Here is a 12693-nt window from a genome sequence, read left to right on the forward strand (position 1 = left end):
ATGGCCAACCTCAGCGGCCACGACTCGCATGGCGTGGGCATGCTGCCGCGCTATGTGGATGCGGTGCTTGAAGGCGGCTTGAGCCCCAACGCCAGCGTGCAGACCGTGCTGGACGCAGGTAGCCTGCTCAGCCTGAACGGCCAGCGCGGCTACGGCCAGGTCATCGGCGAGCAGGCGATGGCGCTCGGCATGGCCCGGGCCAAAACCCACGGCAGCTGCATCGTGGCGCTGGCCGAATCGCACCACCTGGGGCGCATCGGCCACTTTGCCGAGATGGCCGTGGCCGAGGGGCTGGTGTCGCTGCATTTCGTCAATGTCAAGTCGCGTGCCGTGGTCGCCCCATGGGGCGGCAGCGACGGGCGCTTCGGCACCAACCCGTGCTGCATTGGCATTCCATTGAAAGGCCAGCCGCCCTTTGTGCTGGACTTTGCCACCAGCCGCGTCGCCCAGGGCAAGATGCGCGTCGCCTACAACCAGGGCAAGCCCGTTCAGCCCGGCCTGCTGATGGACGAGCATGGCCAGCCGACGACCGACCCCGGCGTGGTCGTCGTGCCGCAGGCGAACGGATTTTTTGGCGCGCTGATGCCCTTCGGCGAACACAAGGGCTACGGGCTGGCCATGGCCTGCGAACTGCTGGGCGGCGCGCTGACCGGCGGCGGCACCTGGCATTCGCCCAACGCCGAGGGCCGGTCCATCATCAACAGCATGCTGACCATCCTGATTGACCCGGCCAAGCTGGGCACCCAGGCAGCGTTTGACACCGAGGCCAGTGCATTTGTGGACTGGCTGCGCCAGAGCCCGCCGGCCGACGGCTTCGACCGCGTGCAGATGGCCGGCGAGCCCGAGCGCGCCATGCGCCTGCAGCGCGCGCAGGACGGGATCGAGGTCGATCTTCAGACCTGGCAGGAGATGGTCCTGGCCGCAGGCAAGGTCGGCGTCAGCCTGTGACCCCGCCAGGTCGCCATGGCCTAGGCCTAGGTGTGGGCGGCTTGCGCGAGCAGCCCGCGGGCTGAAAGATTGGCATAGAGGTCGCGCAGCCCGAAGGTCCAGGGCGCCACCCGGTCACAGTGGTTCACTTCATTGACCAGCAGGCCGAGTTGCGGGCTGGAAATCTGCACCATGTCGCCGAGTTGGTGGGTGAAGCCGCTGCCGGGTTGGCCCCTGTCCTGCGTAGGCGCAAACATGGTGCCCAGGAACAGCATGATGCCGTCGGGATACTGGTGGTGCGCGCCCAGCGTCTGCGCCACCAGGTCCAGCGGGTCGCGGCTGATCTGCGCCATCGAACTGCTGCCCTGCATCTCGAAACCGTCAGCCCCTTGCACCCGCAGGCTGACAGTGCAGCGGCGCACATCGTCGATGCCATAGCTGGCGTCGAACAGCCGGATGAACGGCCCGATGGCGCACGACGCGTTGTTGTCCTTGGCCTTGCCCAGCAGCAGCGCGCTGCGGCCCTCGAAGTCGCGCAGGTTCACGTCATTGCCCAGGCTGGCGCCCACGGTGTCGCCCCGGCTGTTCACGGCCAGGACGATCTCGGGCTCGGGGTTGTTCCAGGCCGAACCGGGATGGATGCCGACCTGCGCGCCGCTGCCGACACTCGATAACACCGGCGCCTTGGTGAACACCTCGGCGTCGGGGCCGATGCCGACTTCCAGGTATTGCGACCACAGGCCTTGCTCGATCAGCAGCGCCTTGAGCTGCATCGCCTGCGCCGAACCGGGCCGGATGGCGCCGAGGTCGCCGCCCAGCAGTTCCACGACCTGCTGGCGCACAGCGGCCGCCTGACCCGCGTCGCCCCGGGCCTGCTCCTCGATGACCCGCTCGATCAGGCTGGCGGCAAAGGTCACGCCGGCGGCCTTGATGACCTGCAGGTCGCACGGCGCGAGCAGGCGCAGCGCCTGGGGGGCGGCCGCCTGCGCCGCCGCGCCAGCCATCAGCTGGTCGATGCTGCCGACAAGCCGCCCGGCGGCAGCGCGCGCCTGCGCAGCCGGATCAGCCGCATCGAGCAAATCGCTCATGGTGGCGAAATGCGCCGACAGGTCGTACACGCCGTCCGGGCGCAACACGATGACCGACGGCCCCGGAACCGGGCCGGGAACCCAGGCGCGGCCGACCAGGGTTCCGGTCAGTCCGTCTTCAGGCAGCCATTGCAGGGCAGTCGTTTTTTTCATGGGAGCGTCTCCGTTTTCAGTTTTGATCAAGGGGGAAGGGAAGATTCATGCCACGGATGCCTGTGGCAGCCGGCAGGCGGTAGATCCGCCGGGCATTGCCGTCCATCACCGCATCTTGCGCCTGTGGGCTCAGGGAGGCCAGCAATTGCCGTGTCTCGGCCCACCACTGCGCGTAGCTGCCGGCGACCTCCAGCACCGGCCAGTCGCTGCCCCATACCAGGCGGTCGGTGCCAAAGCAGGCCAGCACATGCCGGGCCCATGCGTGCACGACGCCGGGCGCGGGCGTGGGTCCGGCTTCGGTCAGCAGGCCGGAGAGCTTGCAACAGGCGCCGGTCTGCGAAGCCAGCCGGACCATGCCGTCGGCCCAGGGCTGCCATTGGCCAGCCGCAATGTCGGGCTTGCCGGCGTGGTCGATGACGATACGTAAACTGGGATAACGCCCGGCCAGCGTCAGGATATGCGCAAGGTGCACCGGCTTGACCAGTGCATCGAACACCAGGCCGCAATCCACCATGGCCCGCAGCGCGGGGTCCAGCGCGGGCTGCAATATCCATTCGGCGTCCATCATGTCCTGGAGCATGGGGCGCAAGCCCTTGAGCCGGGGATGGCGCGCCAGGCGTTCAATGCGGGCGGGCGCATCGCCAGCGGCCAGATCGAGCCAGCCCACCACGCCCAGCACGGCCGGTTGGGCGTCGGCCTGCGCCAGCAGAAAAGCGGTTTCCGCCTCGGTGGGCGCGGCCTGCACCAGCACGCCGCCGGTCACGCCGTGCGGGGCGGATTCGGCCTGCCAGTCGCTGACCGCCACATCGCGGTAGATCGGCGCCAGCGCGGGCGTCAGCCAGCCGTAGTCGCCGCGCGCCAGCTGCCAGCAATGGAAATGCGCATCAATGGTCATGGCGTGGGCGCCTCAAGAGGAATCAGGCCTTGCGCGCGCAGCGCGGCCCAGAATTCAGGCGCGACCGCATGCCGCAGCATGGCTTGCGCGTCATCCCACTCCGCCACCTTGCGCGCGCCGAGCATGACGATGTCCACCGCCGGATGCGCCAGCGCGAATTGCAGCGCCGCCGCCCGCAGGGGCACGCCAAAGGTGTCGCAGACGGCTTCGATCCGCGCCGTGCGTTCCAGCCATTGCCTGGCCGCTGGTGCGTAGTTGAACGTGGCTACGCCGCCGCGCGTGCCGGTGGCCAGGATGCCCGAATTGAACACTCCGCCCAGCGCCACGCGCACGCCGCGCGCCGTGCATTGCGGCAGCAGCTCGGGCAGCGCGCTGTGGTCCAGCAGGCTATAGCGCCCGGCCAGCATCAGCACATCGAGGTCGGCCTCGGCGAGCACCTGCAGCACCACGTCTGCGTCATTGGTGCCCAGCCCGATGGCGCCCACCAGGCCTTCCCGTTTAAGCTGCTGCAGCGCCGGCAGGGTTTGGTCCAGCACCTGCCGCAAAACCCCGGGTGCGCGGGCGCCATGCGTGGCCGCGTCGGGGTCGTGCACATAGGCCACGTCGAGCCGGGCCAGGCCCAGGCGCTGCAGGCTGTCTTCCACGCTGCGGCGGGTGCCGGCGGCGCTGAAATCCCAGGTTTGCCGGAACGGCAGGATGTCCACATAGCCATGCTGGGCGCGCGGGGCGGCCGCATCGGGCGTGAGCAGCCGCCCCACCTTGCTTGACAGCACGAAGTCATCACGCGGCTGGCCGCGCAGCGCATCGCCCAGCCGCCGCTCGGACAGGCCGTGGCCGTAGTGCGGCGCGGTGTCAAAGCTGCGGCAGCCGTTGCGCCACGCCGCTCCCACCAGCTGCCGGGCTTCGTCGTCGCTGACTGCTTCAAACAGGTTGCCCAGCGGTGCGCCGCCCAAGCCGAGCCGCAGGCCGCTGCCGGCGCAGGGAGGAAAGAAAATTTTCATTTCAGGGTAAGTCCCAATAAAAGTTTACCAATCCTACAACTAACATGTCAGTCATTGACACCGGGAAATCCCGGGGTTTTGACAACAAATTGAACGCCCTTCACGCCCTGATACCACGCAGCCCCGGCCAAGAAACGATGCCTGTTCCATGCTCAAAAACATTCCGCCGCTGCTGACACCCGATGCCCTGCATGCGCTGGCCAGCATGGGGCATGGCGACGACGTGGCGATCGTCGATGCGAATTTTCCGGCGGCCGGCATGGCCCAAAAGGGCGGCGCGCGTCTGGTGCAACTGGCCGGCGCCAACGCCACGCAGGCGCTCAGGGCCGTGCTGCAGGTGCTGCCGCTCGACGAGTTCGTGCCGCAAGCGGCCTGGACCATGCAGGTGGTGGGCGATGCCGGAGCGGTTCCGGGGCCGGTGACCGAGTTCGCGGCCGAACTGCAACAGGCCGGCGAAGCGCCCGCCGCGACGCTGGAGCGGTTTGATTTTTACCAGCGCGCGCAGTTGGCCTTCCTGATCCTGCGCACCGGCGAGTCGCGCAAATACGGCAACATTTTGCTGCGCAAGGGCGTCATCGCCAGCAACGCGCCATGAGCACAGCACCTTCCGTCGTCACCAGCAGCCTGCGCGCGCAGGCCTATGCGAGCTTTCAGCAGCAGATCGTCGATGCCAACATCCGGCCCGGCCAGTTCATCTCGCAGCGCGAATTGATGCAACTGCTGGGCATGCCGCTGGGCGCGGTGCGCGAACTGATTCCGCGCCTGGAAGCCGAGGGGTTGCTCAAGACCGTGCCGCAGCGCGGCCTGCAGGTGGCCCATGTCGACTTGAAGCTGATCAACAACGCCTTTCAGTTGCGCCAGTTGCTGGAGCGCGAGGCCGCCGTCCGTTTTGTGACCACGGTGTCCGACCGCGACCTGGCGGCCATCGAACAAAGCCACCTGGACATCGTGCGGCGCGCGCGCAGCGGCAGCATCGACGACGACCTGCTCAAGGACGCCACCGCCGTGGACTGGGGCCTGCACGACTTGATGATTGACGCGCTGGGCAACGAGTTGATTTCCGAGGTCTACCGCATCAACAGCCTGCGCGTGCGCCTGATCAGGCTTGAAGGTTCCACCCTGTCGCCGCAGGTGCTGATTCCGGCCATGGAAGAACACCTCTGGTTTATCGAGGCCCTCAAGCGGCGCGACGCGCAAGCCGTGCTTGAGCGCCTGGGCCACCACATTGAAAGTGCGCACCTTCGCGTGCTTGGACTGCCGCGGCCCGCCATGCCGTGGTCTTTGGAGAACCCTGAATGACGACACCCCCTAATTCCGCTCAGTCTGCAGCCTTTCGCGGCATCTGGCCTGCGCTGCTGACACCGCTCAATGCCGACCTGAGCATAGACCACGCCCGGCTGGCGGCGCATTGCAAGTCCCTGCTCGCCCGCGGCTGCCCCGGCGTGACGGTCTTTGGCACCACCGGCGAAGGCCCGTCTTTTTCCATGGCCGAGCGCAAGCAAGCCATTGAGCAACTGATCAAGAACGGCATTCCGGCCGCGCAGATTATGGTGTCCACCAGCTGTGCCGCCCTGCCCGAAACGCTGGAACTGACGCGCCACGCGGTCAGCGCCGGCGTGCATGGCTGCCTGATGCTGCCGCCGTTTTTCCTCAAGGGCGTGTCTGACCAGGGCGTCATCGACAGCTACCGCTACGTGATCGACGGCATGGGCCAGGACCTGCCCAAGCTCAGGCTCTATCTGTACCACATCCCGCAAGTTACCGGTGTGAGCCTGTCGCACCACGTCATTGCCACACTCAAGGCCATGTACCCCGACACCATCCTGGGCATCAAGGACAGCGCCTGCACGACCGCGCATTCCATCGGCCTGGCCGAGGCCTTCATGAAAGACCTGACGGTCTACGTCGGCTTCGAGCCCGACCTGCCCGAAATGGGCCGGCGCGGCAGCCTGGGGGCCATCAGCGGCCTGGCCAACTTCATGCCGCGCGTGGTCAGCCGCCTGGTGACGCAGCCCGATGCGCCCGCCACGCCGGCCGAACGTGCGCGCGTCGTCCAGCTGATCGGCCTGCTGGACGGCTACTCGCTGATGCCGGCGCTCAAGGGCATCATGGCCCTGCTGAGTGGCGAGCCCGCCTGGCTGCGCGTGCGTGCGCCGCTGGTGGCGCTGACCGCTGACGAGTTCAGGGCCCTGGAGAAAACCATCCGGGAATTCGGCATCGATCCTGAATCCGACTGAGCAGATTTTTTGACAAGCTAGCCCACCGATAAACGACAAGGAGACAACCATGACACATTCCCCGCTTCGCCGCACCCTGCTGGCCGCCGCCTCTTGCGTCCTGCTGATGGGCGCCCTGCTGCCTGCGGCCCAGGCCCAGAACAAGGTGCTGCTGCGCATCTCGACCCCGGCCGTGCCCGACGACTGGCACGCCAAGATGTGGACCGTGTTCAAGGACAACCTGGAAAAAACGGCGCCCGGCGAATTTGACGTACAGATCAACCTGAACGCGTCGCTGTTCAAGCAGGGCACGGAGCCGACCGCCATGGCGCGCGGCAACCTGGAGCTGTCGTCGATTTCAGCCTTTGACATTGCCAAGCTGGTGCCCGAGTTCTCGATCTTTACCGCCGGCTACATCGTTCGCGACCCGGACCACCAGCAAAAGGTGTTCAACGGCCCGATCGGCACCGAGATGTTCCGGGCCGTGGCTGAAAAAATGGACGTGACCCCGCTGTCCACCGTGTACCTTGGCACCCGGCAGGTCAACCTGCGCGAAGCGCGCAACGTGAAGACCCCGGCCGACCTCAAGGGCGTGAAGCTGCGCATGCCGGGCTCCAAGGAATGGCTGTTCCTGGGTGAAGCCCTGGGCGCCACGCCCACCCCGCTGGCTTTTGGCGAGGTCTACCTGGGTCTGAAGACCGGCACGATTGACGGCCAGGACAACCCGCTGCCCTCGGTGCGCGCCGCAAAGTTCTACGAAGTGACCAAGCAGATCGTGCTGACCAGCCACTTGGTGGACGGCATCTTCATTGCCATTTCCAACAAGGCCCTGAACGCCATGAACCCGGCGCAAAAGCAGAAGGTCAGGGCCGCCGCAGCAGTCGCCGCCGCCTACAACAATGAAAATCGGTTGAAGGAAGAGGCACAGCTGGTCGACTTCTTCAAGCAGCAGGGCCTGCAGGTGACGACGCCCGACGTGGACGCCTTTCGCAAGTCGGTGCAGGCCACCTACCAGAACTCGGACTACGCCAAGGTGTGGCCCAAAGGCCTGGTTGAGCGCATCAACGCCACCAAGTAAACGCGGCGAGCCAAGCAACCATGAAAAGCTGGCCTAAAAAAGCCGCCGATGCGATCGGTGGCGGCTTGTTCCTGACCCTGTTCATCGTGTTCGTGATCCAGGTCACGGCACGTTTCGGGTTCAACAAGCCGCTGGCGTGGACCGATGAGGCCGCCGTCATCCTGTATGTCTGGATCATCTTGTGGGCGGCCGCCTTTGTGGTGCCCGAGCGCGAGCATGTGGTGTTTGACCTGCTGTGGAACTACGCCCCCCGGCGCATGCGGCAGGTGATGCAGATCGTGGGCAACCTGATGGTGGGCGGGCTGGCGCTGTGCGGCATTCCGGCCAGCTGGGACTATGTGCATTTCATGGCCCGCGAGGGAACCCCGGTGCTGGGGCTTCCCTTCATGTGGGTTTTTTTTCCGTTTGTGCTGCTGCTGGCCGCCCTGGTCGTTCGTTCGGCCTGGGCGATCCGGCAGGCGCTGCGGGGTGTGGGTCTTGAAGCGGAGTTGCGCATATGACGAGCGGGATCCTGGTTTTGGTGCTGGTGTTGATCGCCGGCATGGTGCTGCGCATGCCCATCGGCTTTTCGATGATCGTCTCGGGCATTGCCTACCTCATGGTCAAGGGCCAGGACGTGGGCCTGGTGGCCGAGCAGATCGGCAATGGCCTGTACAACAGCTACGTGCTGCTGGCCGTGCCGCTGTTTGTGTTTGCCGCCAACATCATGAACGCGGGCACGGTGAGCGAGCGTATTTTTGACTTTTGCCGCATCCTGGTGGGCCGCATGCGCGGCGGGCTGGCACAGGTGGACATTCTGGTCAGCGTGATTTTTTCCGGCATGAGCGGCAGCGCCATTGCCGACGCTGCCGGGCCGGGCCTGGTGACGATTCGCCAGATGCTGAAAAAGCCCGAATATTCACGCGGCTTTGCCGGTGCCGTGGTGGTGGCCAGCGCCACGCTCGGCCCCATCATTCCGCCGTCGATTCCCATGGTGATCTACGCCATGGTGTCGGGCGCGTCTGTGGGCGCGCTGTTCCTGGGCGGCGTGGTGCCGGGCTTTTTGATGGCGGGGCTGATGATGGTCGTGGTGCATTTCATTGCCGTGAAACGCAACATGCCGCGCGAAGCCAGGATACCGCTGAAGCAATGGCCGTCCATCATCTACCGCGGCGCCTTGCCGCTGTCGATGCCCATTGTGCTGCTGGGCGGCATTTATTCGGGCGCCTTCACCCCGACCGAAGCGGCGGCCGTGGCGGCTTTTCACGCCCTCATCCTGGCGGGCGTGGTGTACCGGGCGCTGACCTGGCGCACTTTCTGGGGCGTGGTGATGGAGTCCACGCGCGGCAGCGCCGTCATCACCCTGATCCTGGCCGGTTCCTTCATGCTCAACTACGCCTTCACCGCCGAAGGCGTGCCGCAGGCCATGGCCAGCTGGGTGGACAGCATGCACCTGTCGCAGATCGGTTTTTTGCTGATGGTCAACGTGATGTTCCTGGTGCTGGGCTGCTTTCTGGACGTGTCGGTGCTGCTGCTGGTGTTTGTGCCCATGCTGCTGCCCGCCGCCAAGCTGCTGGGCGTGGACCTGGTGCATTTCGGTGTGCTGGTGGTGCTCAACATGATGATCGGCCTGATCCACCCGCCGTTCGGCATGCTGCTGTTCGTGACCAAGGCGCTGACCGGCATTCCGATTGGCGAAATGATGAAGGAAGGCTGGCCTTTTTTGCTCATGCTGCTGATGCTGCTGCTGGCCATGACCTTCTTTCCGCAAATCGTGCTGTGGCTGCCGCAGACCATGGGCTACACAGGAAAATAAATGGCTATAGAAACAACCGCTGCGGGCGGCAACGCGGCTGACGTGGTCTGCGTCGCGAGCTGGAACGCCGACCTGATTTCGCATGTGGCGCGGCCCATCGCGCGTGGCGAGACGCTGATGGCCCGCTCTTTTAGCATCAGCCCGGGCGGCAAGGGCAGCAATGCCGCCGTGGCCGCTGCCCGCCAGGGTGCCTGCGTGGCGCTGATCGCGCGCATTGGCGACGACGATTTCGGCCGCATGGGCATGGACCTGTGGAACGCCGAAGGCATTGCGACCGACCATGTCGAGCGTGCCGTCGGCGAGCGCAGCGGCGTGGCCCAGATCCTGGTGTATGAAGACGGCGATAACAGCATCGCGGTGTATCCGGGTGCAGGCGCAGGCCTGGGCGCGCGGCATGCACAGGCGGCCACGCCATTGCTGACGCATTGCCGGGTCGTGATGGCTTCGTGCGAAGTACCGGTCGAGGCCACCCTGCAAGCCTTTCGGCTGGCCCGGCAGGGACATGCCATCACCGTGCTGAATCCCGCGCCTGCCCGGCCCCTGCCTGAGGAATTGCTGGCGCTGGTCGATGTGCTCACACCCAATGAAAGCGAACTGTTCGATCTGGCCGGACCCGGCTGCGCGGGATCGATCGATGCGGCCGCCATGCAGTTGCTGGCACGCGGCACGCGCAGCGTGCTGGTCACGCTGGGCGCGGCAGGCTGCCGGCTCTACCAGAGTGGCCAGGCCCCCGTCGATCTGGCAGGCCGCACCATGCCGGTGGCCGACACCATAGGCGCCGGTGACACCTTCACCGGCACCCTGGCAGCAGCCCTGGCGCGCGGCGAATCGCTGCCGGCTGCCATGCAGTGGGCCAACGCGGCCGCGGCCCTGTCGGTGACACGGCATGGCGCCATTTCCGGCATTCCGACCCAGGCAGAGGTGGCGGCCTTGCTGGGCTGAACCCGGCAGGCCGCAAGGTCAGCAGGCTTTTAGCCCGCCCGCCTACTTGCTTACTTCGTGCCGCGAATCCGGGCCAGTTCCTTCTGGGTTTCGTTCCACAGGTCCATGCCGACTTCCTTGCTGATGTCGGCATACACGCCGGTCAGCTTGCTGCGCATGCGCTCGGCCTCGGCCGGCGAGAGTTCGTTGACCTGCATGCCCTTGGCCTTGAGGTCGGCCATGGCCCTGGATGCCTCTTCGCGTGTGTCCTTGCGCTCGTAGTCGCGGCTGGTCTTGGCGGCGTCCATCAGCACCTTCTGCTCGGCCTTGGACAGCTGGTCCCACCATTTCTTGCTGACCAGCACGATCCACGGGCTGTAGACGTGGTTGGTGACGGTCAGGTACTTCTGCACCTCATAGAACTTGCTCGACAAGATGGTGTTGTACGGGTTTTCCTGGCCGTCCACCGTCTTGGTTTCGAGTGCGCCGAACAACTCCGAGAAAGCCATGGGCACGGCGTTGGCGCCCAGCGTCTTGAAGCTGTTCAGGAACACGTTGTTCTGCATCACGCGCAGCTTGATGCCGTCCAGGTCTTCGACCTTGGTGACCGGGCGCTTGCTGTTGGTCAGGTTGCGAAAACCGTTTTCCCAGTAGACGAGGCCGACCAGGCCTTTTTCCTGCAGCTTGTCCTTGATCTTCTCGCCGATCGGGCCGTCGAGCAGGATGTCGGCTTCCTTGGCGTTGCTGATCAGAAACGGGGTGTCCCACAGCGCCATTTCCTTGGTGATGCCGACCAGCGTGGCGGTGGAGCCGACCATCATTTCCTGCGCGCCGCCGATCAGGGCTTGCTGCATCTGCGTATCGGGGCCGAGCGCGGCGGCGCCGATGGCGCGCACCTTCATCTTGCCGCCCGAGGCTTTTTCAACCGCGTCGGCAAACACCTTGGCGGCGCGGCCCTGGTTGCTTTGTTCATTGAGGCCGTAGCCGAAGCGGATCAGGCGCGGCTTGATGTCCTGCGCGAGCGCGGAAAACGAGGCGGTAAGCACCGCAGCGGTGGCGGCGGCGATCACGGTTCTGCGAAGAAAGGTCATGGGGAAGTCTCCTGGAGTTGTGGTGAAGGGAACGGGTTTAGCGCATCCACGCGACGGGCGCGGTGACGATCTGGGGGAACAGGACAAAGACGAAAAGGATCAGCGTGTAGGTGATCAGGAAGGGATTCACGCCGCGTATCACCTGGTGCAGCGGCATGCGGCCCACGCCGGCCACCACGTTGAGCACCGTGCCGACCGGCGGCGTGATCAGGCCGATCGCGCCGTTGAGCACGAACATCAGGCCGAAGTACACCGGGTCGATGCCGGCCTTGACCGCAATCGGCAGCATCACAGGCGCAAAGATCAGGATGGTCGGCGTGAGGTCGAGCGCCGTGCCGACGATGACCAGCGCGACCATCATCACCGCCATCAGCAGGCGCGGGCTTTCCACCAGCGGACCCAGCCAGCCGGTCAGCGTGCTGGGCAGGTCGGCCAGCGTGATCATGTAGCTGGCGACCTGGGCGCCAGCGCACAGGAACATCACGATGGCGGTGGTCTTGGCGGCGCGCACCAGCACGCCATGCACCTCGGGCAGCTTCATTTCGCGGTGCACGAACAGGGCGACGAACAGCGCGTAAAACGCGGCCACCACGGCGGCTTCGGTCGGCGTGAAGATGCCGGTCTTCATGCCGCCGATGATGATGATGGGCATCAGCAGCGCCCAGAAAGCCTTGGCGGTGGCGCGCAGCCGTTCGCGCATCGGCAGCGGCTGGCCCTCGGGCAGGTCGGTGTTGCGCAGCACCAGCTTCCAGGCCACGATCAGGCCTACGCCCATGATGATGCCCGGCACGATGCCGGCCAGGAACAACGAAGAGATCGACGTGTTGGTGGTCACGCCGTAGATCACGAACGGCAGCGACGGCGGAATGATGGGCGCGATGATGCCGCCCGAGGCCACCAGCCCGGCCGAGGTGTGCATGGGGTAGCCCTGCTTGCGCATCATGGGCAGCAAGATGGTGGCCAGCGCGGCGGTGTCGGCCAGCGCCGAGCCGCTCATGCTGGCCATCAGCACCGACGCGCCAATCGCCACGTAACCCAGGCCGCCGCGAATGTGGCCGACCCAGGCCTGCGCCATGGCGATGATGCGGCGGCTGATGCCGCCCGAGTTCATCAGTTCGCCGGCCAGGATGAAGAAGGGCACGGCCAGCAGCGGAAAGCTGTCGACCCCGGCAACCAGGTTTTGCGCCAGCAGCTGGGTGTCCCAGAAGTCCAGCACCCAGGCCATGCCGGCGCCGGTCAGCACCAGCGCCAGGCCCATGTTCATGCCAATGCCCATCAGCAGCAGCATGCCGACGGAGAAAACAATGAATGCGAGACCTTCGTTGCTCATTTTTTACTCGACTTCCACGCTGTGACCGAGGTCCAGCGGCGTGCGTTTGATGATCTCGACCAGCGCCATCAGGCCGATGGCCGTGGCGCACAAAAAGGCCGGCAGCGGCAGCAGCGCGGTCGAATAGCCGAGCACCACCGACTGGCTGCCAAAGCCGACCACCACCTGCTGCCAGGCGCCCCAGCCGATCAGCACGCA

The 12693-nt window shown here is 65.8% G+C and carries 13 protein-coding genes and 1 pseudogene; 8 read left to right on the forward strand and 6 right to left on the reverse strand.

Translation table 11 applies throughout. The features are described 5' to 3' along the window. Positions 1-948: malate/lactate/ureidoglycolate dehydrogenase (locus IV091_RS14800; protein ID WP_293470024.1), on the forward strand; the 948-nt coding region annotated here is incomplete at its 5' end. A 26-nt stretch (positions 949-974) separates the two neighbouring features. Here the strand turns inward: IV091_RS14800 and IV091_RS14805 are convergent. From IV091_RS14805 to IV091_RS14815, 3 genes are read right to left on the reverse strand one after another with little or no spacing between them, the layout of a single operon-like run. Continuing rightward, positions 975-2168, reverse strand: coding sequence for a fumarylacetoacetate hydrolase family protein (locus IV091_RS14805; RefSeq protein WP_293470025.1), 1194 nt, complete (start codon positions 2166-2168; stop codon positions 975-977). A gap of 16 nt (positions 2169-2184) precedes the next feature. Beyond that, positions 2185-3063, reverse strand: coding sequence for an amidohydrolase family protein (locus IV091_RS14810; RefSeq protein WP_293470026.1), 879 nt, complete (start codon positions 3061-3063; stop codon positions 2185-2187). Then, complete coding sequence (locus IV091_RS14815) at positions 3060-4064, reverse strand: aldo/keto reductase (RefSeq protein WP_293470027.1); 1005 nt, start codon at positions 4062-4064, stop codon at positions 3060-3062. Before IV091_RS14815 ends, IV091_RS14810 begins: the two co-directional genes overlap by 4 nt. A gap of 148 nt (positions 4065-4212) precedes the next feature. Between IV091_RS14815 and IV091_RS14820 the strand changes: the two genes are divergently transcribed. The 7 genes from IV091_RS14820 to IV091_RS14850 are packed head-to-tail and all read left to right on the forward strand — an operon-like array spanning position 4213 to position 10095. After that, positions 4213-4659 (forward strand): RbsD/FucU domain-containing protein, encoded by a 447-nt coding sequence (locus IV091_RS14820; RefSeq protein WP_293470028.1) that lies wholly within the window; start codon positions 4213-4215, stop codon positions 4657-4659. Next, positions 4656-5363, forward strand: coding sequence for a GntR family transcriptional regulator (locus IV091_RS14825; protein WP_293470029.1), 708 nt, complete (start codon positions 4656-4658; stop codon positions 5361-5363). The genes IV091_RS14820 and IV091_RS14825 overlap by 4 nt, the downstream gene beginning before the upstream one ends. Further along, positions 5360-6301: a dihydrodipicolinate synthase family protein gene (locus tag IV091_RS14830; protein ID WP_293470030.1), complete on the forward strand. Its 942-nt coding sequence runs from the start codon at positions 5360-5362 to the stop codon at positions 6299-6301. Before IV091_RS14825 ends, IV091_RS14830 begins: the two co-directional genes overlap by 4 nt. A 49-nt stretch (positions 6302-6350) precedes the next feature. Beyond that, the gene (locus IV091_RS14835; RefSeq protein ID WP_293470031.1) at positions 6351-7358 is read left to right on the forward strand and encodes a sialic acid TRAP transporter substrate-binding protein SiaP; all 1008 of its coding nucleotides are present in this window, start codon (positions 6351-6353) and stop codon (positions 7356-7358) included. A 20-nt stretch (positions 7359-7378) separates the two neighbouring features. Beyond that, complete coding sequence (locus IV091_RS14840) at positions 7379-7858, forward strand: TRAP transporter small permease (protein WP_293470032.1); 480 nt, start codon at positions 7379-7381, stop codon at positions 7856-7858. Then, positions 7855-9153 (forward strand): TRAP transporter large permease, encoded by a 1299-nt coding sequence (locus IV091_RS14845; RefSeq protein ID WP_293470033.1) that lies wholly within the window; start codon positions 7855-7857, stop codon positions 9151-9153. Before IV091_RS14840 ends, IV091_RS14845 begins: the two co-directional genes overlap by 4 nt. Further along, the gene (locus tag IV091_RS14850; protein ID WP_293470034.1) at positions 9154-10095 is read left to right on the forward strand and encodes a ribokinase; all 942 of its coding nucleotides are present in this window, start codon (positions 9154-9156) and stop codon (positions 10093-10095) included. A gap of 50 nt (positions 10096-10145) precedes the next feature. On the opposite strand, the gene IV091_RS14855 is transcribed toward IV091_RS14850, so the two are convergent. From IV091_RS14855 to IV091_RS14865, 3 genes and pseudogenes are all read right to left on the reverse strand, one after another. After that, complete coding sequence (locus tag IV091_RS14855; protein ID WP_293470035.1) at positions 10146-11165, reverse strand: TRAP transporter substrate-binding protein; 1020 nt, start codon at positions 11163-11165, stop codon at positions 10146-10148. Between the two features lie 37 nt (positions 11166-11202). Then, entirely contained in the window at positions 11203-12495 is a 1293-nt protein-coding gene (locus IV091_RS14860) for a TRAP transporter large permease subunit (RefSeq protein ID WP_293470036.1), read from the reverse strand. Between the two features lie 3 nt (positions 12496-12498). Further along, positions 12499-12693 (reverse strand): annotated as a pseudogene (locus tag IV091_RS14865) (TRAP transporter small permease); the annotation flags it as partial.

The organism is Polaromonas sp. (assembly GCF_018780625.1).
Taxonomy (GTDB): Bacteria; Pseudomonadota; Gammaproteobacteria; order Burkholderiales; family Burkholderiaceae_C; genus Polaromonas.